The following is a 21,456-nucleotide window of genomic DNA, read 5'->3' as shown; positions in this document are numbered from 1 at the left end:
TTAAAGGAATAGTAATGTTTGATAATTCTACAATCCTCGTTACCGGTGGCACTGGGTCCTTTGGGCATAAGTTTTTACCTATGCTTCTTGAGCAATATAATCCTAATAAAGTTATCATCTACTCCCGCGACGAAATGAAGCAGTGGGAGATGGCGAAGCTTTTCAAGGATGATAATCGAGTACGTTTCTTTATCGGAGACGTGAGAGATCGCGATCGCATGTATCGGGCGCTTGATGGTGTGGACTATGTTGTCCATGCGGCCGCTACCAAGATCGTGCCCACGGCTGAATACAATCCCTTTGAGTGTGTCAAAACTAATGTGATGGGCGCCATGAACCTTATCGATGCCTGCATCGACAAGGGCGTCAAGAAGGTGGTTGCGCTTTCTACGGATAAGGCAAGCAGCCCGGTAAACCTCTACGGCGCAACCAAGCTGACCTCGGACAAGTTGTTTGTCGCAGGCAACTCTTATGCCGGTGGGCACGATACTAGTTTCTCCGTGGTACGCTACGGTAACGTCATGGGCTCCCGCGGTTCGGTTATCCCATTCTTCATGTCTGTCAAAGATAAAGGCATTTTGCCGATCACTGACCCGCGTATGACTCGCTTCATGATCTCATTGGAAGAGGGCGTCGAGCTGGTCTGGCACGCTTTTGAGGATATGGAGGGTGGCGAGATCTACGTCAAGAAGATCCCGTCGATGAAGGTGACCGATCTAGCGCGTGTCGTCGCGCCTGATGCCAAGCAAGAAGTGGTTGGTATTCGGCCGGGCGAGAAACTGCACGAGCAGATGATCGGCGAAGAAGATGCTATCTACACCTACGAGTATCCTGAGCATTACAAGATTCTGCCTGCCATCAACAATTGGGACAAAGATGTCAACCGCATTAAGGATGGTGTCAAGGTCAAGGATGACTTTAACTACTCCAGCGACAATAACGTCGAGTGGATGACTGATGCGCAGTTGCAGGCGTGGATTGACCGTAACTGGGAAAAGATTGGAGCCATCTAATGATTCCTTACGGTCAGCAGGAAATCGATCAAACTGATATCGATTCTGTGCTTTCCGTGCTGCAGTCAGACTTTTTGACGCAGGGGCCACAGGTGCCCCTGTTCGAAAAAAATCTGGCTGAGCACGTAGGCGCTCGACATGCATTGGCGGTCAACAGCGCTACGTCGGCGCTGCATATCGCCTGTCTGGCGCTGGGCCTGGGGGAGGGCGATTGGCTCTGGACCAGCCCAGTGACCTTCGTCGCTTCGGCCAATTGTGGCCTTTACTGCGGTGCACGTGTCGATTTCGTCGATATCGATCCCAAGACCTACAACTTGTGTCCCAAGGCGCTTGAGACCAAGCTTCTAGAGGCGGAGCGTCAGGGGTGCTTGCCCAAGGTGGTGGTTGCCGTGCATCTGTGCGGTCAGCCCTGCGAAATGCAGGCGATCCATGCGCTGGGTAAGCGCTTCGGCTTCCGTATCATCGAAGACGCTTCGCACGCGGTCGGCGGCAAGTATCAGGGAGAGTTCATCGGCGGCGGTCGCTACAGCGATATCACCGTGTTCAGCTTTCATCCGGTCAAGATCATCACCACCGCCGAAGGCGGCATGGCGCTGACTAACGACGATACTTTTGCCGAAAAAATGGCGCTGCTGCGCAGCCACGGCATTACGCGTGATCCGGCTTCCATGACCCATGAGGCCGACGGGCCCTGGTACTACCAGCAGATCGCGCTGGGCTTCAACTATCGTATGACCGAGTTGCAGGCCGCGCTGGGTGTCTCCCAGATCGAGCGGCTCGATCACTATGTGGCCGAGCGGCACCGTCTGGCGTCGCGCTACGACGCTGCACTGGCTGAGTTGCCGGTGGTGACACCCTGGCAGCATCCGGATAGCTACTCCGGGCGCCATCTTTATGTCATCCGGCTCGAGCTTGAGCGAATCTCGGTCTCTCACCGCGAGGTGTTCGAGGCTCTGCGCTCACGTGGTATCGGTGTCAATCTGCACTACATCCCGGTGCATACCCAGCCCTATTACCGAGCGCTCGGGTTTAGTGACGGAGACTTCCCCCAGGCAGAGCGCTATTACGCCGAGGCGATCAGTCTGCCTCTGTTCCCAAGCCTGAGTGAGTCTCAGCAGGACGAGGTGATTCGCGTGCTATCCGAGGTGCTGGTGTGATGCGGCTGGCAGTGATCCCAGCGCGGGGTGGTAGCAAGCGGATTCCGCGCAAGAATATCAAAGCCTTCTGCGGTAGACCGATGATCGCCTGGTCCATCCAGGTGGCGCTGGCGAGCCGCTGTTTCGATCGCGTTATCGTCTCGACGGACGATGAGGAGATCGCCGCGGTGGCCAGGGAATGGGGGGCGGAGACGCCCTTCATGCGCCCGGCAACGCTATCTGATGACCACACCGGTACGGTGCCGGTCATCGCCCACGCCATTACGGAGATTCAACAGGCGGGAGTCTCTCTTGAGGCAGTCTGCTGCCTTTATGCCACGGCCCCTTTTGTGTCTGCCGACGACCTGATCGCCGGGCTCGATCGCCTCAAGGGAGAGGACGTCGACTATGCCTTTTCGGTGACTAGCTACGCTTTCCCGATCCAGCGGGCGCTGCGCATGACGCCCGAGGGGCGGGTGGCGATGTTCGAGCCGGAACACTTCAACACCCGTTCCCAGGATCTGGAAGAGGCGTGGCACGATGCCGGCCAGTTCTACTGGGGGTGCCCGGCCGCCTGGATGGCGGGTAGGTCGCTGTTCTCGGAGCGCGCTGTGCCGGTCAAGCTACCGCGTCATCGGGTGCAGGATATCGATACGCCGGAAGATTGGCAGCGAGCTGAATGGTTGTTCAAGGCTTGGAAGGCGGCATCGGGAGAGAGTGTCTGATGGTTTGCGTGGCTTTTCGCGTCGATGCCTCGGTGGAGATCGGTACAGGCCACGTCATGCGTTGCCTGACGCTGGCGACGGCGCTGCGCGAGCATCACGCGGCGCGATGCTACTTCTTGTGTCGCGAGCTTCCCGGGCATTTGATCGGGCGTATCGAAGCAGAGGGGTTCGAGGTGCTGCGTCTGGCGGCGCCCGTGGCTGCAGGGACATCGCCCTCGGGCCTGGATGCATACGAGACCGCCCATGCGGCCTGGTTGGGCGTCGGCTGGTCGCAGGATGCCCGCGAGAGCGCGGACCTGCTCGCGCCACTCGACGCCGATTGGCTGGTGTTGGATCACTATGCCCTGGATGCGCGCTGGGAGTCGGCAGTGTGTTCGTCGTGCGCGCGGCTGCTGGTCATCGATGATCTCGCAGACCGTGAGCATATCGCCCATCTACTGCTGGATCAGAACTTGGGCAGGCTGGCAGAGGATTACGCCGACCTAGTGCCGGCAGACTGCCGGCTGATGATTGGCCCGGATTACGCACTGCTGCGCCCGGAGTTCGCCGAGTGGCGTCGGCCGAGTCTGGAAAGACGCGATAGCCAGCCAGGGCTGTCTCAGTTGCTGATTAGCTTGGGTGGGGTAGATAAAGACAATGTCACTGCTGAGGTACTGGGGGTTTTGCGCAATGCCGAGCTGCCGGGAACGTGCCGGATCACGGTAGTGATGGGGGGCACCGCGCCATGGATCGAGGCGGTGAAGCGTGTAGCGGAAACTCTCGAACAGCCCACCGAGGTCGTTACCAATGTCAGCGACATGGCGCGACGCATGGCCGAGGCCGATCTGGCGATCGGCGCGGCGGGCAGCACATCTTGGGAGCGCTGTTGTCTGGGCCTGCCGACCCTGATGCTGGTGCTGGCCGAAAATCAGCGCGATATCGCTGCCAATCTCGAACTTCGGGGAGCGTCCATGACCCTTGATCGGGAGGCACTGAAAGATAATATGATCGAGGCAATTTCCGAAATTAAAAACATCCAGCGTCTTTCTAGCCTTAGTGTCTGCGCTCGTGAGCTGACAGGCGGGCTCGGGGCATCTCGAATAGCTCGCGAGTTGACTCAAGCAAGTTGAGGAACATCAATGCTTACAAAGATCCGACCTATCCGGCGTGAGGATCTTTCTTTCGTCCTATCTTGGCGTAATCATCCAGATGTGCGTCAGTACATGTATACGCAGCAGGAAATCGCCTGGGAAGAGCATCTCGTTTGGTTTGAAAGCGTCTGCGCTAATGATGATCTTCATGTGATGATTTTCGAGAATAATGGCATTCCTTCTGGATTAGTTAATATTAATATTGTTTCTAAAAGTGATAAAAGGGCCGAATGGGGGTTCTATCTTTCCCCTATAGCTGCTAAGGGTAGCGGCACCCTTCTTGGGAATCAAACATGTGAGTTTGTGTTTGAGTCTTTAGATTTGCATAAGCTCTGTGGAGAGGTGCTGGCATATAATCACCGGTCAATAAAATTTCACGAGCGCTTGGGTTTCAAGCAAGAAGCAATATTGCGTGAACATTACTGCGATGGAAGTCGTTATCTTGATGTCATTGGCTTTGGGCTACTGGCTGCTGAATGGAAAGTGCAAAGGAGAAAGTAGATAATGCAAGCTCCCTTTATCGAAATAGCAGGTAGGCGTATTAGTGCGGACGACTCGCCATATATTATTGCTGAGTTGTCGGCCAATCATAATGGTAACATAGAGAATGCATTTCGTATCCTCGACGAAGCCAAAAAAGCAGGCGCTGACGCTGTCAAGCTCCAAACTTATCGTCCGGACACTATTACACTTGATAGTGACAACGAAGAGTTTGTAATCAAGGGTGGCTTATGGGATGGGCGTAAGCTATATGAGCTTTATGAAGAAGCTCATATGCCATGGTCTTGGCACAAGCCTCTGTTTGAGCGTGCGCGGGAGCTAGGCATCACAATTTTTAGCTCTCCTTTCGATGCCACTGCGGTCGATTTGTTAGAGGAGCTTGGAGCCCCAGCATACAAGATAGCCTCATTTGAAGCCGTCGATATTCCACTGATTGAGTACGTCGCGAGCAAAGGCAAACCGATGATTATTTCCACCGGCATGGCAGATGCGGAGGAAATTCAGGAGGCGATTCAGGCTGCTCAAGGAGCCGGTTGCAAACAACTGGCCATTTTGCATTGTGTAAGCGGTTATCCGGCGCCTTCTGAGGACTATAATCTTCGCACTATCTCTGACATGATTGAACGCTTTGGCGTGGTTACCGGGCTATCAGATCACACCATCGATAACACCACAGCGGTAACTAGTATTGCATTGGGTGCTAGTATCGTTGAAAAGCATGTGACATTGGACCGTAATGGTGGTGGGCCGGATGACAGTTTTTCACTGGAACCCGTCGAGCTAATGGCGCTTTGCCAAGATACAAAAACTGCTTGGAAAGCGATCGGTAATGTCGACTATGGCCGAAAATCCAGCGAGCAGGGAAATGTTCAGTTTAGGCGTTCTTTATACTTTATTAGAGATCTTGAAGTAGGGGATGCAATCACAGAAGACGCGGTGCGAAGTGTTAGGCCCGGATATGGCATTGCTCCAAAAATGTTGTCTAAAATAATAGGCAGAAAAGTCACGGCTAAGATTAGTAAAAATACACCTGTACTGCTTTCTGTGATGGAGGGGAACGGCTGTGACTGATCTGACAATAATTATTCCATGGTATAACTCCAAAGAAAAGTCTCTTAACCTTTTTCGCCAAATAGATAAATATTGTGGTAGTAAAAAAAAAGAGGCAGTATCATTCATCATTGTCAATGACGGTTCTGATAAGGATCAAAGTAGCTTTTTAGAGAAGAGATTTGATAATCTAGCACCGGTCTCAATAATTTCTCAGGTTAATAAAGGGCCAGGAGGTGCGCGCAATACAGGTCTTGAAGCTGCCAATTCAAAATATATATGGTTCGTAGATGCCGACGATAGCATCGACCTGGAGAATGTGGTTAGCGAGCTTAAGATTTTAGCCAGCGAGAGTGAGATAGATTTTGTAGATTTCAATATTGATAAAAAAGGTGTGTCTTCAAATTCTACAGGCTTAGAGGTAGGTGCTTATGGAGTTGAGTCAAGGCTAAAGCTTTTAAAACGTTTTGGTAGAGTGGTAACAAAAATTTTTCGCAGAAACTTTCTGCTCGATAACAACTACCTTTTTCCAGAGTTTTGTGTATTTGAAGATAACTACCTAATTTTATTACTCCCTCTTTCTGTTAAAAGATTTTATGTAAGCGGCAAGACTGCTTACTATCATAATGTTTCATCGCATTCTGTTACTAGGCAACCACTTCATCCTCGATACTACGATAGACTTTTTACTGCGTTGGCAGGTTGGGAAAGAGCCATTGAATTCAATTTAAGTGCTGAGTTCAATGAAGTATTAAAATATAAATTTCGAAGTTTGTTTTTTTCTATAACCTTGAAAAAAATGTTGCTCGATGAAGAGGGCAGGCAGTGCATAAGAGACCTAATTAAAAGTTATTTATTTGCAGTCAATAAAATAGAGCCAAATTCTGATATGAACTGCGAGCGTAAGTGGGTGAATAAGACTCTATTGGCTTGTGCTGATGAAAACCAATGTTTTTCCTGCATTAGTTCTTTGCCGGGTGAGAAAGGATGGTTGCCATCGAGTCATAGTCTTGAGGATTTTAAAAGAATACGGGACAGCGATTGGGGTAGCAATATCCTGTTTCCAGGGAGTGGAGTAAGATGAATACAGAAAGTTGTTCATCATCTTCTGATGAAATGTATCGTGAGATCCTAAGGCTACGTGAAACAGTCGCAGGTTTAAAATCTGAAGTGCTTAGCTTGAAAGTTGAGCTAAAAGATTGTTACGACCTTATGTACGAGGCGGCGGTGCTGTTGCAAGAAGCATAGTGGTCGGTATTTATATTGGCGCTTTGTGCGTGCAGTGCGATCTATTTTTTTTTTAAAACTCCGCCTGATCGCTGGTTTATTTTTATTCCGTTGTATCCGGTTAGCTGAGGGTTTTGCTTCGTGTCTTATTTTGGAACTGATGGTATACGGGCTAAAGTAGGCGAATTTCCTATGACCCCCTCAATTGTACTTGCCATTGGATGGGCGGCAGGTAGAGTACTCGCCGCTGAAGGGGTTCGTGAAGTCCTTATAGGGAAGGACACCCGCGCCAGTGGATACATGCTGGAGTCTGCACTGGAAGCGGGGTTTTCTTCTGCAGGTGTTAATGTCGCTTTGGTCGGTCCGCTTCCCACGCCAGCTATTGCTTATCTAACATCTACTTTCCGCGCCGATGCAGGTGTCGTTATCAGTGCGTCCCACAACCCGTTTTATGACAATGGCATCAAGATTTTCGGGAAGGGCGGTTTCAAGCTCAAGGATGCGCAAGAGCAAGAGGTCGAGCGCTACCTGCAAATTGCGCTCGATGGCGAAATGACCTGTGTTTCGCCGGAAAGGTTGGGTAAAGCTCGACGCATCGATGACGCTTCGGGGCGCTACATCGAATATTGCAAGGCGGCGTTGCCGGGCAATTTGAGCCTCGACGGCCTGAAGATCGTGGTGGATTGCGCCAATGGCGCTGCCTATAAGGTGGCGCCGGCCGTCTATCGCGAACTTGGTGCGGAAGTCATCGCTATTCACGCAACGCCAGATGGCTTCAACATCAACGAGCGCTGCGGTGCGACGTCGATGGAAAGCCTGTGCGAGGCGGTTGTATCCCACAAAGCGGATCTCGGTATTGCGCTGGATGGGGATGCGGACCGCTTGATGATGGTCGATCACACCGGTGCGGTCGTCGATGGGGACGAGTTGCTGTACCTGCTGACGCGTCAAGCCAAAGCGCGGGGCTACAGCGGCGGGGTCGTGGGTACGCAGATGACCAATCTCGGGCTGGAGCAAGCACTCGGGGCGTTGGGTGTGCCATTTTTGCGCGCCAAAGTGGGTGACCGCTACGTGATGGAACAGCTGGAGGCCAACGGCTGGCGCATCGGTGGCGAGACGTCCGGCCATCTGATCAATCTCGATCATGCCTCTACGGGGGATGCCATCGTTGCTTCCATGCAAGTGCTGGCGTGCCTGGTCTCGCAAAATCTCACCTTGTTCGATGCCAAGCAGGGCATGGACAAACTGCCGCAGACGTTGATTAACGTTCGTTACCAAGCGGGCCAGAGTAGTGATCCTCTCACCCAACCAGAGGTGAAAGAAATGGTCGCTGCAGTAGAGCGCGAGCTGGGTCATGATGGCCGCGTTCTACTGCGAAAGTCCGGCACCGAGCCGGCGATCCGTGTCATGGTCGAGGCGATCGACGCCGAAACCGCAGAGGCGTCAGCCACGAAGATTGCAGATCAGATTCGTCACTCTGTAGGCTGAGCCGTTTTAGTACGACGCCGGTGTCTCGCGGGGGCACTAGTCAAGGCATCGTGAAAGCATCGATAAGGAAGTTGAAAATGAAAATTGCCGTCGCGGGTACGGGTTACGTAGGTCTCTCTAATGCCGTTCTCTTGGCCCAACATCAAACAGTCGTTGCGGTCGATGTGGTGGCCGAGAAGGTCGAGCAGATCAATGCGCGCCAGTCGCCCATTGAAGACGCGGAGATCGAGTCGTTCTTCCGCGAGAAGTCGTTGAACCTCCAGGCGACGCTGGATAAGGAGTCCGCATACGCCAATGCGGATTTCGTGATCATCGCCACGCCCACGAACTACGACCCGGTCACCAATTACTTCGATACCTCCAGCGTCGAATCGGTGATTCAGGACGTCATGCGCGTTAACCCCAACGCAGTCATGGTGATCAAGTCCACCGTGCCAGTGGGTTACACCAAGGAAGCTTGCGAGCGCTTCGGCACCAGCAACCTCATCTTCTCGCCGGAGTTCCTGCGCGAAGGCAAGGCGCTTTATGACAACCTGCATCCGTCACGTATCGTGGTGGGTGAGCGCTCCGAGCGTGCCGAGCGTTTCGCGGCGCTGCTGAAGGCCGGCGCGGAGAAGCAGGATATCGCCACGCTGTTCGTGGATAGCACCGAGGCAGAGGCGATCAAGCTGTTCGCCAATACCTACCTCGCCATGCGTGTCGCCTACTTCAACGAGCTGGATACCTACGCTGAATCGCACGGGCTCAATGCCAAGCAGATCATCGAAGGTGTCGGGTTGGACCCGCGCATCGGCATGCATTACCACAACCCCAGCTTCGGCTACGGGGGCTATTGCCTGCCGAAAGACACCAAGCAGCTCCTCGCCAACTATGAAGATGTGCCCAACAACCTGATCGGTGCCATCGTCGAAGCCAACCGTACGCGTAAGGATTTCATCGCCGGTTCGGTTTTGAAGCGCAATCCGCAAGTCGTCGGCGTCTATCGGCTGATCATGAAGTCCGGTTCCGACAACTTCCGTGCCAGCGCCATGCAGGGCGTGATGAAGCGCATCAAGGCCAAAGGCGTCGAGGTCGTGGTGTACGAGCCGGTTTTGGAAGAAGACGAATTCTACAACTCCGAGGTGCTTAAGGATCTCGAAACGTTCAAGCAGCGCTGCGATGTTATCGTCGCCAATCGCTTGACCGACGAGATCGCGGACGTTCGCGAGAAGGTCTACACGCGGGATCTCTTCGGTCAGGACTGATTGGCCATCGGTCTGAAAGGATCGCCTGGCCCGGCAACGCCATCCAGGGGTAACGATATGAGCGACAACGAACACCCGGTCGATTCGATGCCACTCGACGAAAAGGCAAGTGACGATAGGTCGGCCGGGGTCATGTCAGCGCTGCAGGCGCTGGAGTCACGGATCGACAAGCTCGAATCCAATCTGCTTGCCAGGCAGCGGGAGTCGAACCTCCAGCTCTATCGTCAGTTCGAGGCGTTCCACTGGCTGACCCAGCGTCTCTCGATCAAGGGTCGGCTGCCACCGCTACGTGGCTGGCCGCTCTCGCCGGATATCCTGCTGGAACTGCACGAGACCGTCAGCGCGAATCGCCCTGGGCTGATCGTGGAGTTCGGCAGCGGTTCTTCCACGCTGGTCATCGCGGATGCGCTGGCGCAGATCGGGCAGGGCAGGCTCGTCTCGTTCGAGCACTCACCGCACTACGCGGAAGAGACGCGCCGCTCGCTCGAGCGCGAGGGTTTGCTCGAATGGGTCGATCTGCGCGTTGGTGAATTGGCGCCCTGGCAGGGCGCTCACCTGGCGTTTGAGACGGAAGAAGGGGCGAAGAGCACGATTGGAGATGAGTCGGTGCCCCACTGGTATCCGGTGCCCCTGTTGGAAGACCTTGACGCGATCGATTTCGTTCTGGTCGATGGCCCACCTGCCGGCACCTGTCGCTTCGCGCGATACCCAGCGCTGCCGGCCCTGGCTGGTAAGCTCGCATCGGGCTGTAGCGTCTGGCTGGACGACGCGGGACGGTGGGAAGAGAAAAAGATCATCGAGGCGTGGGCCGAGCATCAAGCGGCAACCGTCGAACAGCGGCCGATGGAAAAGGGGCTGGCGATCGTGGCCTTTGATGACGCCCCGTGACGAAAAGCATCGGATGAGACATCAGCGCCCGCCGGCTTGCCCTGCGGGCGTTTTGCCGTTTGCGGTATGCTTACCGCTTTGTCGGTCGATTCAAGCCGTTTGGGCAAGCCTGAGTGGCATGGTGATAGCCGCAAGATGCTCACTTTGTCTTCTGCCAAGATGGGGAAGAACGATAATTTTTCAATTTTTTAGCTAAGCAGGCGGGGTGTGTATGGCTGAGATGATCTATTTCTGCATATCGTTAAAGTCGCGCAAAAACGCTACTGATTGGGATGCTGTATGCGCTCTCTTGAGCAATACCATTGATTCGATAAAGAACTCGACCAGTAAAAATTACCATATCGTAATTGCAGGGCATGAGAAGCCGCAGTTCATCGAGGGGGATGATGCGGTTACCTTCGTCGAGGCGCCGTTTGCGCCCCCGGGCGCCAATACGAAAGGTAGGGGCAATGACAAGCACAAGAAAAGAAGGCTGGCTGCCGCATGGGTAAAAAGCCAGGGCAATCACACCAATCGACTTGGCTACATAGACGCCGACGATTTGATCGATAAGACACTGGTCGAGAAGGTGCTTTCGTCCGGCGGGGATGTTTCGGTCATTGTCAATTCAGGCTATAAGCTGGATATGCGTAACGGTGACATGGAGTTCATTTCCAAACGATTTTCGCGCTACTGTGGTTCCTGTTTTTTCCCGGTTTTTACCAATGAAGAGCTACCCTCATCTTGGGATGACGTCAATACCGTTTTTTCCCAATTTGACAAGCACCGAGAATTCGACATTCAGTGCAAAGCGCTTGGCAAGAAGGTCAAGAGCGTGCAGAGCGATGACGCGGGGTTCGTCGTCTATCTGGTGAATCATACCGATAGCCTCGAGTTTTCGAAGAAAGGAATGAAAAACGATACCGTCGACAATGGCCCGCAAGCAGAGGTGAAGCAGCGCGTGCTGGAAACGCGCTTTGGATTGCTCGATTTCCACGCCCTGTTCGAAGAGTCAAATGGCTAAACGTTTGGATTCGCTTTACTCGTCTTATTAATGGTATTTTTTAATGGAAAAATCCCAAAACATAACCAGTCGATTTGAAGAGCGCATGGCTTCATTCGTAAGCGAAGTCAATGCATCGGCTACTAGTCTAGTGGATCCACTTGTCGTATTTGGGATCTCCCTGCGCGCCAAGACGGCACCTGAGCAGTGGCAAGTGGTTCAAGAAAATCTGAATCAAACGATAAAAAGCTTGGAAAATCAGACGAACAAAAACTTTATCGTCTTGATTGCGGGTCATGATCGACCTAGTCTCAAGAAAAGAAGTGTCAATGTGCACTGGATTCGCGCTAATTGGGCGAGGCCAACGGAAGTGTCTAGATATAGCGGTGATAAGCAAAGAAAGAGACGCTTGACACTTGCAGCTTTGAAAAAGACTGAGCTGTCGGGTTTTTATTTTTTCATGCTCGATGCCGATGACTTGGTACATAAAGACGTTTGCGATTTCATTCTAACGGATGATAACCGAGCCGGGTATGTTGTCGACAAGGGTTACGTTTACGATGTGCCTTCAAAGACCCTTGGTGCCCTCAAAGGGACGACTCCTTTTTACGAGCACTGCGGCTCCTGTGCGGCAGTATGGCTGACGAAGGATGAACTCCCTGAAAGTTCTTCCGACAAAGAGACGCTGATTCATCGGATTCGCGATCACGTTACACTGCCAGAGACAATGCGCGAAAACGGCAAGTGCGCGCAAAAAATTCCTTTCTTCGCGGTTTTTTATTATCTCAACCACGGGGTCAATAACCTGGTCTTGAAAGGGGAGAAGGCTCAGCGCAAGTCGTCTCTGGCGGGAAGGCACAAGGTGCTGGAGCAAGTTAAAAAGGATAACATTGCCAAGGCGTTTTCGATTTCCAATTTCGATTTATAACGCTGTAATAAAGAATCTTGCTCGTGTTGGCGTCAGTGATTGCACTGGGTAAGTCATAGCTTTATACAATCTGGAGTGGTGGATGACACGTAAAGGAATCGTGCTGGCCGGCGGTACCGGCTCTCGGCTGTTCCCGATGACACTGGGGGCCTCCAAACAGCTGCTGCCGGTCTACGACAAACCGATGATCTACTACCCGATCTCGGTCCTCATGCTGGCCGGTATTCGCCACATCCTGATCATTTCGACGCCGGAGGCGCTGCCGCAGTATCGCCAGCTACTGGGTGATGGTAGCCAGTTTGGCGTCGTCTTCGAGTACGCCGAGCAGGCCGAGCCGAAAGGGTTGGCCGAGGCATTTCTCATTGGCGAAACCTTCATCGGTAATGACCCGGTCTGTCTCGTGCTAGGTGACAACGTCTTCCACGGCCAGCATTTCTCCGAGCAGCTGCGTCTCGCCTCCCAACGCGCGACGGGCGCCACCGTCTTCGGCCAGTGGGTGAAAGACCCGGAGCGTTTCGGTGTCGTCGCGTTCGACGAGCGTGGTCAGGTTTCGGGTATCGAAGAGAAACCGGCCCAGCCACCGTCGCCTTACGCGGTGACAGGGCTCTACTTCTACGACGCCGACGTCGTCGAGATCGCCCGCCGGGTGACACCCTCCGCACGGGGCGAACTCGAGATCACCTCCGTTAACAACGCTTACCTGGCGCGGGGGGATCTCTTCGTCGAGAAGCTGGGGCGTGGCTTCGCCTGGCTGGACACCGGCACCCCAGAGAGCCTGATGGAGGCCAGCCAGTACGTGCAGAGCATCGAGCATTGCCAAGGGCTGAAGATCGCCTGCCTGGAAGAGATCGCCTGGAATCAGGGCTGGATCGACGACGCCGCGCTCGGGCGTCAGGCCGAGCGATTCGCCAAGACGGGTTACGGTGACTATCTGTTTCGGCTCACCGAGCAGTGGCACTGAAGTCGAAGTGTTTCGTAATGGAGCCGCATCGAGCACGAAGGCTCGATGGGGAGTGACGGATTATTGACATCACGTCGAAGAGACTTAGGGATGACGGCATGTTTTTGAAGAAGATCGAGTTTCTACGCGACTCGGGTTTCGTCGATGAGAAGTGGTACGCCAAACGCTACCCGGACGTGAAGCGCTCGGGTCTGGATCCGGTGCTGCACTATGTGAAGTACGGGGAGCCGTGGGGGCGTCAGCCGTCGCCGTTCTTCGATCCCGCCTACTACCTGAAGAAGTACCCGGATGTGCGACAACAGGCATCCGGGCCGCTGCTTCACTACCTGATGCACGGCATGCGCGAGGGGCGTAAGCCCGCGCCGCGAGTCTCCGAACGCACTGTCCAGGCGACGCGACAGCAGAGCCGGCGCGCCAAGAAAAAGCAGGATCAGCGCATCAAGGATATCGTGGCGCGCATCTACGACCTGGAGTTCTCGCGCATCGCGGTGCCGGAGCTCGAGGCGATCGCCTGCGACGAAATGGGCTACCCTCGGCAGTTGGCACTGTGGGAGCTTGGCGTCTGGTACGCCGCCCAGCCGGGTGAAGAGATGCTGGAGAAGGCGCGGGTCGCCCTCGCAGCCTATATCGACTCCACCAAGGATGAGGCGCTGCAGGCCCGCGCCAGGCGTCTGCTGTCTCAGGTGCACGCCAACGCCGGGCGGCCGGCACAGGCGCTGACGGTACTCGCTGAGGTGCCGCCGTCCCTTCGGGATGACGACTGGACGCTGGCGCGCATCAACGCCCAGCCGGACATGACGGCGCGACTTGGGGTCGTGAACGCGCTCTACGCCGAGCACGGTCTCGAACCGGTATCGCTGACCTCAGCGGCGCACACGCAGGGCTTCTACGAGCGGTTGAGCGCTCACGCCGAGCCGTCACGGGCGTCTACTGCGCGGGTCAGCGTCATCATCCCCGTCTACAACGCGGCGCGCACGTTACCCACCGCGCTCGAATCGCTATTGGCGCAGTCTCATCGCGATCTGGAGATTCTCGTCAGTGACGATGCCAGTACCGATGAGACGGTGGCGGTCGCCGAGGGTTACGCCGCGCGCGATGCCCGCATCAAGGTGCTGCGCAACCCGGTCAATCAGGGGCCGTACGCGGCGCGCAATCACGCGCTGAACCACTGCACTGGCGACTACGTCACCACGCACGATGCCGACGACTGGTCCCATCCGCGCAAGATCGAGCTGCAGGCCGCGCAGCTGGACGCTAACCCAGAGGTCATCGCCAACCTCTCGCGCCAGATTCGCCTGGAAGAGGACGGGCGCATCTACCTGCGCCCGAAGTCCCGCACTTTCGTGCTGATGAATCTCTCGTCGCTGATGTTCCGGCGGGCGCCGGTGACGGAAGCACTCGGCTACTGGGACAAGGTGCGCTTCGCGGCGGATTCCGAATTCCTGGCGCGCCTGCGTGTCGCCTTCGGTGTTGAGGCCGTCGTCACCCTCGATGGCGCACCGCTCTGCTTTCAGCGTCAGGTGCCGGGGTCGCTCACTTCGGACAGCGCCTTCGGCTATCTCGGCTTCAAGACGGGGGCGAGGAAGGAGTACGACGAGGCTGCAGCCTATGCGCGGCGCCAAGCGTCGACGCTCCGCTACGCAGCCGACTCCGAGACGGATGGCGATCGTTTCCCGCGCCCCGCGCCGATGCTGCCGGACAAGGGCGTCAGTCGTACGCATTTCGATGTCATCATCGCGTCCGATTTTCGCCTGCCCGGCGGCACCAGTCACTCGAACATCGAGGAGATCAAGGCGCAGCGCTACTTCGGCCTGCGTACCGGGCTGCTCAATCTGCCGCGTTACGACCTCAACCCTGGCCGCAAGATCAACGAGAACATTCGTCGGCTGGTCGACGGTGAGCTGGTCTCGTTCGTCGTGCAGGGTGAAACGGTGACCTGCGATCACCTGGTGATCCGCCATCCGCCGGTGGTGCAGCGCCTGCAGGATCGAATCCCCAATGTGCAGGCCAAGCGCATCTCGGTGATCGTCAACCAGCCGCCCAAGCGCGAATACAGCGAAACCGGCGAGACGCTCTACGACATCCCCACCTGTCACCGACACATCGTCGAGACGTTTGGGGAGGGCGCGCGCTGGTACCCCATCGGTCCGCTGGTACGAGAATCGCTCTTCGAGCACCACCCGCAAGAGCTCGCGGATATCGACCTGGCCGAGGAGGATTGGGTCAATATCATCAATGTGGCGGAGTGGCAGCGCCCGGCGCATACGCCGGGCGGCCTGCCGATCAAGATCGGCCGCCACTCGCGGGATCAGTACGTAAAGTGGCCTGAGTCTCCTGAGGTATTGAGAACGCTCTACCCGGATGACGACCGCTATCAGATCCACGTTCTCGGTGGGGCGAGTGCCCCGACCACCGTGCTGGGGCAGCTGCCGGCTAACTGGGTAGTACATGAATTCGGCTCGATTCAGCCCGCCGAGTTCCTCAAGGACGTGGATTTCTACGTCTACTACACCCACTCCGACTGGATCGAGGCGTTCGGGCGGGTAATGTTCGAAGCGATGGCCGTCGGCGTCCCGGTGATCATCGATCCCAAGTACCGCCCACTGTTCCAGGACGCCGCCATCTACGCCGCGCCCGAAGCGGTGCAGGACACCATCGAACGACTGCACGCCGACCCCGAAGCCTATCGCCGCCAGGTCGAACGCTCGACCCAGTTCGTGATCGACGCGTTCGGCTACGAAGCGCATCGGGAGAGGCTCGGAGTCGGGCAGACTGTCTAGACGGCGGTCGCTGGGAATAGCAAATAAGAATCGTTAATTTCGAATAGAAGTCCAGAAGCAAGGGTAAACGATGAAGTTGAGCAAAAGTGCCAACAATGCACCTAGCAGTGCACCGCTCCAGTCCTTGGCGCGAGGGGCGATGTTCATACGCCCGGATCACCTGGAGCCGTCGTCCTGGCTCGAGCATTTGCCGTTCGTTTTCTGGCTGTTCGAGGTGGCGGCACCGGCGCGCGCGGTCACGCTGGGCGCCCGAAAAGGCAGCCCGCATCTGACGTTTTGTCAGGCGGTCAACCGGCTCGAGCTTCACGGCGAATGCTTGCTCGTCGCAGACCACAAAAGCCCTGACGCCGAAGATGTTCTCACCCTGGCAGATCGCCGCTACGGCGCACTGTCTCGAGACCTGCGGGTCGATCCGAGGCGAGCGGCCAAGCAGATCGAGCCCGGCAGCGTCGATCTGCTGGCGTTGGATCTCGACATCGATGATGAAGACATGGAGGACGTGCTGGATCGCTGGATCGATCGCGTCTCCGAGCGCGGCATCGTGCTCATTCCCGGCATCAACCGCCATGAGCCGGGCTGCCTCGCCCATGAGCAGTTTGCCAAGCTCCAGATGGTCTATCGTTCGATCACCTTTCATCACGGCGATGGCCTGGGCGTGGTCATGGTCGGTGAGCGACTGCCGGAGCTGCTGGAAACGCTGATATCCCGCTGGAGCGCGCCCACGGCGGCGAGAACTGTTCGCGAGGTTTTTGCACGGCTTGGCCGTGCCTGCGCGGACCAGGTACTTGCCGATCAGCAAACGGCAAGACTGCGCAGTGCCGATGCGCAGGTCGAAACGCTGATACAGGATCGTGACGACCGAGCGGCTACCGTCGCGCATTTGACGACGCAGCTCGAATCCCGTGACGAAGCGCTGAAAAGTCTGGAGTCCGACAAGCTTCACCTGGCTGAAGAACTGGCCGATGCACAGGGGTCGGCGCACTCGTTGCAGACGGAGCTGGCACAGCTTCAAACGCAGCTGAGTGAGAAAGGCGCAGCACTGCACGCGGCCGAGCATCGGTCTCAGGGGCTCGAAGCGCAGATCGCCGAGCGCGATCGCAATATTCAGACGCGCTTCGAAGATATCGCGACGCTGACCCAGATGTCGGAAGCGGCAAGCCTCGAGCGCGACCAGCTGCAAACCGATCTTACGGCGCTCGAAGCCCGGTTGACCGAAGTGACCGCGAGCCTGACGCAGGCGGAAAGCGAGAAGACGCGCCTCGAAGGTGTCATCGCCGAGCGCGACGAGAACATTCAGACGCGCTTTCGCGAACTGGCGACGATGACCAACATCGCCGAAGAGGCGGATCGTCAGCAGGAGTATTACAAACAGAGAGCGGAAGTTTACAACCAGCGTAACGAAGACAAGAAAGTCGAGATGAAGGAGCTTCGCAAGCTCCGTGACAAGCTGACTCGCCAACTCGAAAACACCTCGGCACTGTCATCAGCTGAAGGTAAAAGGATCGAGTCCGAGCTACAGCAGGCAAAGGTGGAGCTTGACAGCTCGCGCGCCGAAGTCGAGCGGCTACGTACTTATGCCCATGAAAAGGAGGCGGAAAAAACCGAAGTTATTGCTCGTCTCCAAGCCGACTTTGATCGACGCACCCTTGAAGCCGAACAGCTCCGTACAAGTTCCAGTGAGCGTGAGGCTCGGGACAGTGAAGTACTGATGCAGCTCGAGGCACGACTGGCCTCGGCAAAGAAAGACAAAAAATCGACCGAGCGAGATCTTGCCGAACTCAAGAAGCTACTTAAAAAGCGCGAGAAATCCCTGGCGAGCCGTTTCGACGAGCTCGGCGATCTCACGGCGGCGATGGAAGAGAAAGACCGCGAGCTGCAGTCGCTTCGCGAACAGTTGAATCCGACACCGGCTGGCGATCAGGCGCGGGCCCGCAAGTCGGGCTTCGCAGGCGGCAGGCTGCCGCTCCCCGGGCTGGGGGCGAAATCCGAAAAACGCCGCGAGCAGCTACGCCAGCGCAAGCGCCAGGAGGAGACCATCGCCGAGGTCGAATCCAGCGAACTCTTCGACGGCCAGTGGTACCTGAAGCAATACCCGGATCTCGCCAACGATGCCGACTACGCCAGCAAACCGGCCCTGCATTACCTGAAGTTCGGCGGCTTCGAAGGGCGTAACCCTTCGCCGCATTTCGACAGCGCCGGGTATCTGGAGGCGTATCCCGACGTCGCGCTGACCGGCATCAACCCGCTGCTTCACTACATTCGCGACGGTATCAAGGAAGGGCGCGAGCCGCGTCCGCAATGATCGCGTCGCTCAAGCGCTGGCTGAAGAGCGCGCCCCGGTGGCAAGAGGATGCCGCCGGGGCGTCCGCTCGCGTGGATTTCGACGCTGAGTGGTACCTGCACGCCTATCCGGACGTTGCCGCGGCCAAACTCGAACCGCTCGATCACTACCTTCGGTTCGGGCAGTACGAGGGACGCCTGCCGCGTCGCAACCGCGCGCTCGCCCGGGATTTTCATCTCTGGCGAGGGGCAGGGCCGGTGATGCTGGCTCGGCTAGAGCGGCTGGCGGACGATCATTCGGCAAGCCGCGAGGAGCGCCATCACGCCCGCTGGGCGCTGGCGCGCTGGACGGCCTGGCGAGGGCAGGCCGAGACGGCGCTGGGCTGGCTTTTCAGCGATGACGCGCTGATCGACTGGCCACGGGGTCCGGCACCGGCGCTGCTGGCGCTGGAGTGTCTGCAGCGCCTGGATGCGGATCCGACGCTTCAAGAGGCGATCGTCTCCGCGCTGGAGCGCGATTGGCCAGGCAGTGCAGAGGCGGCGCTGGCCCGGCTCAATCGGAACCTGGCAGCGGGAATGCCACCCGCGAGGGCGCTGGTCCCACTCAACGCCTGCTTCGAATCGTATCGCGTTTCCACGTTGACGCTGACGGAGGGGGCGGCACCGGCGCTCGATCGGCTGGTGGCGTTGAAGCGCTCGCGTGATCGACGCCGCGGGCCGCTCGTCAGCGTCATCGTGCCGGTCTACAACGCGGCGGAAACCGTCGCCACGGCGATTCGCAGTCTGTTTGCGCAGACCTGGCGCTCGCTGGAGATCATTGTCGTCGACGATGCCAGTCATGACGGCACCGTCGAGGTGCTGAATCGGCTGCGAGAGGAATGTCCGGCGTCGATGACTTATACCGTTATCTTGCAAGCCGAAAACCGCGGCGCGTACGCCGCCCGCAATGTTGGCTTGGCCACTGCGAACGGCGAACAGATCACGACGCACGATAGCGATGACTGGTCGCACCCGGACCGCATCGCGAGTCAGGTCGAGGCGTTAAACGACGCCGAAGCGAGGGCGAGAAAGTCACGCAAGAAAAGGGCCGTCACACCGGTCGCTGCGATCAGCCACTGGACGCGGGCCACGCCGGCGCTCTGGTGTCACCGCTGGCGACTGGAGGACGACGAGGGCTGGGTCCACCGGAATCTGTCGTCGCTGATGTTTCGTCGAGCGGTTGTCGACCGGCTCGGCTTCTGGGACGAGGTGCGCGTCAATGCGGATTCCGAATATCTCGCGCGCATCGAGGTGGCGTACGGGGTCGAGGCGATCGTCCCGGTAGCGCCAGCGCTGCCGCTGGCGTTCGGGCGGGCCTCGGAGACCTCGCTCAGCCAGCACGGAGAGACGCATCTCAGCAGCCAGTTTTTAGGCGCCCGTGGCCGTTACATGGCGGCCGCCCGACGCTGGCATGCTTGCGCCGATGGTGCGCTCTATCTACCCCGTACCGGCGAGCGAGGTAGACGCCATCGGCCGTTTCCGGCACCGCCAGAGTTTTTGCGAGAGCCTGATGCAGCGGAAGCCCTCGTACGCGAAGGCGAGGCGGTGGACGAGCGGGACCGCCTCGAGGCTTCGCCGCTGTTCGATGCCGGCTGGTATCTACGCCGCCACCCCCAGCTACACGACACGCGCGTCGAGGCGTTCGATCACTACTGGCGAGAAGGGCGCTTCGAGGGGCTCGACCCCGGTCCGGATTTCAGTCAGTCCGGTTACGCGCGCTCGCTGAACGGCGCCGTGGCGCTGGAAAACGCCTTGACGCACTGGCTCGTCTCGCCGGTCGCGCAGCGCGGTGATCCGCTGCCGGTGTTCGAGGGCAGGCACGTGCCAACCGAGGCGAAGGCCACGCTCCTGCTGTGCGGCCACCAGGCCGATGTTCAGCTCTACGGCGCCGAGCGAAGCCTGCTCGACGTGGCGCGGGGGCTATGCGAATCGGGGTATCGGCTCATCGTCGCGCTGCCGAGTGCGGTCAACGACGAGTATCTCGAAACGCTGCGTACGATCAGCCACGCCGTGGCAATCCTGCCCTACGGCTGGTGGCAGCTCGGCGGTGAGGCGGAGCCGAGAACGGTCGATCACTTCTCGCACCTGATCGAACGCTTCCAGGTCGATGCCGTCTCCCTCAACAGCCTGGTGCTCGAGGCGCCGCTGATCGCCGCGCGTCGCTGCGGTGTACCGGTCGGGATTCACCTGCGCGAACTGCCAAGGGCAGACGCCATTCTGTGCGACACGCTCAATGCCGATGCCGAGACGATCATCGCCGCCGTGCGCGAACGCGCCGATTTGCTGATCGCCAATTCGGCATACACCCAGGCGGCTTTCATCCAGGAGGCTTCCATTCAGTCGGCTTTCACCCGAACCACGACCGACGTGCAGAGTGAGTCATCCACTACCGCTGGTCCGAACGAATCGGCGGGGGCGCGGCTGACGACGGTATCGAACACCATCGATATGGACCCGCTCCTCGCGCTGCCGGTAGCGGGTGGCACGACCGACGCGCCGCTCCGGGTGGGGATTCTTGCCAGCGCCAGTGCCAACAAGGGGCTGACCGATCTCGAGGCCCTGGCCGCCGCGCTGGGCGAGCGCGAGGCGGCCGTCGAATTCATCGTCTTCGGCACGCCGACGCCGGCCCTGGAGGCGCTGGCTGATCGCGTCACGCAGCGTGCCTGTTGCCGAGTGACGCTGGCGGGGTACATAACGTCACCCGCAAAGGCGTTGACGCGGGTGCAGGTCGTGCTCAGTCTGGCCCACTTCGAAGAGTCCTTCGGCCGTACGGCGCTGGAGGCGATGGCCGCGGGCCGGGCGTTTGTCGGGTATCATCGCGGCGCGCTGCCGGAGGTCGTCGGCGCCGAGGCGGGCGAGGGCGAAGCCGGCGGGTGGCTGGTCCCGTTCGGTGATACCGATGCCCTGGCGCAGGCGCTCGCCACGCTGGCGGCTGATCCCAGCCGGCTCTTGGCGCTGGGGGAGGCGGGACGCCGCCGGGCCGTCTCCCGCTACGGCTGGGATCGGTATGTCGCCTCACTGGACGAGGCCTATGCGACTCTGCTCGGCCGTCGCGAGTGACTGCCCAAGAATGACGAGCGAAAG

At 57.7% G+C, this 21,456-nt stretch carries 17 protein-coding genes; all 17 read left to right on the top strand.

Going from position 1 to position 21,456, the window contains the following annotated elements; all coding sequences use genetic code 11:
* Window positions 1-14: 14 nt before the first annotated feature.
* The 17 genes from pseB (at window position 15) to DOM33_RS03110 (ending at window position 21,432) form a co-directional block, all read left to right on the top strand.
* Window positions 15-1,013 carry a UDP-N-acetylglucosamine 4,6-dehydratase (inverting) gene (gene pseB / locus DOM33_RS03185; RefSeq protein WP_110665742.1) on the top strand — a complete coding sequence of 333 codons (999 nt, stop codon included), beginning with the start codon at window positions 15-17 and terminating at the stop codon, window positions 1,011-1,013.
* Entirely contained in the window at window positions 1,013-2,170 is a 1,158-nt protein-coding gene (gene pseC, locus DOM33_RS03180) for a UDP-4-amino-4,6-dideoxy-N-acetyl-beta-L-altrosamine transaminase (RefSeq protein WP_110665739.1), read from the top strand. The genes pseB and pseC overlap by 1 nt, the downstream gene beginning before the upstream one ends.
* A complete protein-coding gene (pseF, locus tag DOM33_RS03175) occupies window positions 2,170-2,874 on the top strand; it encodes a pseudaminic acid cytidylyltransferase (RefSeq protein ID WP_110665737.1) in 705 nt (234 codons plus the stop codon). Before pseC ends, pseF begins: the two co-directional genes overlap by 1 nt.
* An 8-nt stretch (window positions 2,875-2,882) precedes the next feature.
* The gene (gene pseG, locus DOM33_RS03170; RefSeq protein WP_204352593.1) at window positions 2,883-3,983 is read left to right on the top strand and encodes a UDP-2,4-diacetamido-2,4,6-trideoxy-beta-L-altropyranose hydrolase; all 1,101 of its coding nucleotides are present in this window, start codon (window positions 2,883-2,885) and stop codon (window positions 3,981-3,983) included.
* A gap of 9 nt (window positions 3,984-3,992) precedes the next feature.
* Window positions 3,993-4,505, top strand: coding sequence for a UDP-4-amino-4,6-dideoxy-N-acetyl-beta-L-altrosamine N-acetyltransferase (gene pseH, locus DOM33_RS03165; protein WP_110665733.1), 513 nt, complete (start codon window positions 3,993-3,995; stop codon window positions 4,503-4,505).
* Between the two features lie 3 nt (window positions 4,506-4,508).
* Window positions 4,509-5,576, top strand: coding sequence for a pseudaminic acid synthase (pseI, locus tag DOM33_RS03160; protein WP_110665731.1), 1,068 nt, complete (start codon window positions 4,509-4,511; stop codon window positions 5,574-5,576).
* A complete protein-coding gene (locus DOM33_RS03155; protein ID WP_110665729.1) occupies window positions 5,569-6,639 on the top strand; it encodes a glycosyltransferase in 1,071 nt (356 codons plus the stop codon). The genes pseI and DOM33_RS03155 overlap by 8 nt, the downstream gene beginning before the upstream one ends.
* Window positions 6,636-6,803, top strand: a complete 168-nt coding sequence (locus DOM33_RS16100; RefSeq protein WP_162617876.1) for a hypothetical protein — start codon at window positions 6,636-6,638, stop codon at window positions 6,801-6,803. Before DOM33_RS03155 ends, DOM33_RS16100 begins: the two co-directional genes overlap by 4 nt.
* 120 nt (window positions 6,804-6,923) lie before the next feature.
* Window positions 6,924-8,270 carry a phosphoglucosamine mutase gene (gene glmM / locus DOM33_RS03150; protein WP_110665727.1) on the top strand — a complete coding sequence of 449 codons (1,347 nt, stop codon included), beginning with the start codon at window positions 6,924-6,926 and terminating at the stop codon, window positions 8,268-8,270.
* 77 nt (window positions 8,271-8,347) lie between these two features.
* Entirely contained in the window at window positions 8,348-9,514 is a 1,167-nt protein-coding gene (locus DOM33_RS03145; RefSeq protein WP_110665725.1) for a nucleotide sugar dehydrogenase, read from the top strand.
* Window positions 9,515-10,402, top strand: coding sequence for a class I SAM-dependent methyltransferase (locus tag DOM33_RS03140; RefSeq protein ID WP_162617875.1), 888 nt, complete (start codon window positions 9,515-9,517; stop codon window positions 10,400-10,402).
* A gap of 211 nt (window positions 10,403-10,613) precedes the next feature.
* Window positions 10,614-11,405, top strand: a complete 792-nt coding sequence (locus tag DOM33_RS03135) for a hypothetical protein (protein WP_110665722.1) — start codon at window positions 10,614-10,616, stop codon at window positions 11,403-11,405.
* A 43-nt stretch (window positions 11,406-11,448) separates the two neighbouring features.
* On the top strand, window positions 11,449-12,312 hold the full coding sequence (locus DOM33_RS16095) for a glycosyltransferase family A protein (protein ID WP_162617874.1): 864 nt from the start codon (window positions 11,449-11,451) through the stop codon (window positions 12,310-12,312).
* An 82-nt stretch (window positions 12,313-12,394) separates the two neighbouring features.
* Window positions 12,395-13,273 (top strand): glucose-1-phosphate thymidylyltransferase RfbA, encoded by an 879-nt coding sequence (gene rfbA / locus DOM33_RS03125; RefSeq protein WP_110665719.1) that lies wholly within the window; start codon window positions 12,395-12,397, stop codon window positions 13,271-13,273.
* A gap of 98 nt (window positions 13,274-13,371) precedes the next feature.
* Window positions 13,372-16,053, top strand: a complete 2,682-nt coding sequence (locus DOM33_RS03120; protein ID WP_110665717.1) for a glycosyltransferase — start codon at window positions 13,372-13,374, stop codon at window positions 16,051-16,053.
* Window positions 16,054-16,192: 139 nt separating this feature from the next.
* Entirely contained in the window at window positions 16,193-18,355 is a 2,163-nt protein-coding gene (locus DOM33_RS03115) for a coiled-coil domain-containing protein (protein WP_110665716.1), read from the top strand.
* Window positions 18,352-21,432 (top strand): glycosyltransferase, encoded by a 3,081-nt coding sequence (locus tag DOM33_RS03110; protein ID WP_110665714.1) that lies wholly within the window; start codon window positions 18,352-18,354, stop codon window positions 21,430-21,432. The genes DOM33_RS03115 and DOM33_RS03110 overlap by 4 nt, the downstream gene beginning before the upstream one ends.
* Window positions 21,433-21,456: the final 24 nt, after the last annotated feature.

Source organism: Salinicola halophilus (assembly GCF_003206155.1).
GTDB classification, from domain to species: domain Bacteria; phylum Pseudomonadota; class Gammaproteobacteria; order Pseudomonadales; family Halomonadaceae; genus Salinicola; species Salinicola halophilus.
The sequence above is the reverse complement of the archived record's forward strand: the minus strand, read 5'-3'. Positions and strand labels throughout refer to the sequence as shown.

Excerpts from the sequence above, each read along its gene's own strand:
- pseB (WP_110665742.1), top strand. The coding sequence starts at position 15 with ATGTTTGATAATTCTACAATCCTCGTTACCGGTGGCACTGGGTCCTTT.
- pseC (WP_110665739.1), top strand. The coding sequence starts at position 1,013 with ATGATTCCTTACGGTCAGCAGGAAATCGATCAAACTGATATCGATTCT.
- pseF (WP_110665737.1), top strand. The coding sequence starts at position 2,170 with ATGCGGCTGGCAGTGATCCCAGCGCGGGGTGGTAGCAAGCGGATTCCG.
- pseH (WP_110665733.1), top strand. The coding sequence starts at position 3,993 with ATGCTTACAAAGATCCGACCTATCCGGCGTGAGGATCTTTCTTTCGTC.
- pseI (WP_110665731.1), top strand. The coding sequence starts at position 4,509 with ATGCAAGCTCCCTTTATCGAAATAGCAGGTAGGCGTATTAGTGCGGAC.
- DOM33_RS16100 (WP_162617876.1), top strand. The coding sequence starts at position 6,636 with ATGAATACAGAAAGTTGTTCATCATCTTCTGATGAAATGTATCGTGAG.
- DOM33_RS03145 (WP_110665725.1), top strand. The coding sequence starts at position 8,348 with ATGAAAATTGCCGTCGCGGGTACGGGTTACGTAGGTCTCTCTAATGCC.
- DOM33_RS03135 (WP_110665722.1), top strand. The coding sequence starts at position 10,614 with ATGGCTGAGATGATCTATTTCTGCATATCGTTAAAGTCGCGCAAAAAC.
- DOM33_RS16095 (WP_162617874.1), top strand. The coding sequence starts at position 11,449 with ATGGAAAAATCCCAAAACATAACCAGTCGATTTGAAGAGCGCATGGCT.
- rfbA (WP_110665719.1), top strand. The coding sequence starts at position 12,395 with ATGACACGTAAAGGAATCGTGCTGGCCGGCGGTACCGGCTCTCGGCTG.
- DOM33_RS03120 (WP_110665717.1), top strand. The coding sequence starts at position 13,372 with ATGTTTTTGAAGAAGATCGAGTTTCTACGCGACTCGGGTTTCGTCGAT.
- DOM33_RS03115 (WP_110665716.1), top strand. The coding sequence starts at position 16,193 with ATGTTCATACGCCCGGATCACCTGGAGCCGTCGTCCTGGCTCGAGCAT.
- DOM33_RS03110 (WP_110665714.1), top strand. The coding sequence starts at position 18,352 with ATGATCGCGTCGCTCAAGCGCTGGCTGAAGAGCGCGCCCCGGTGGCAA.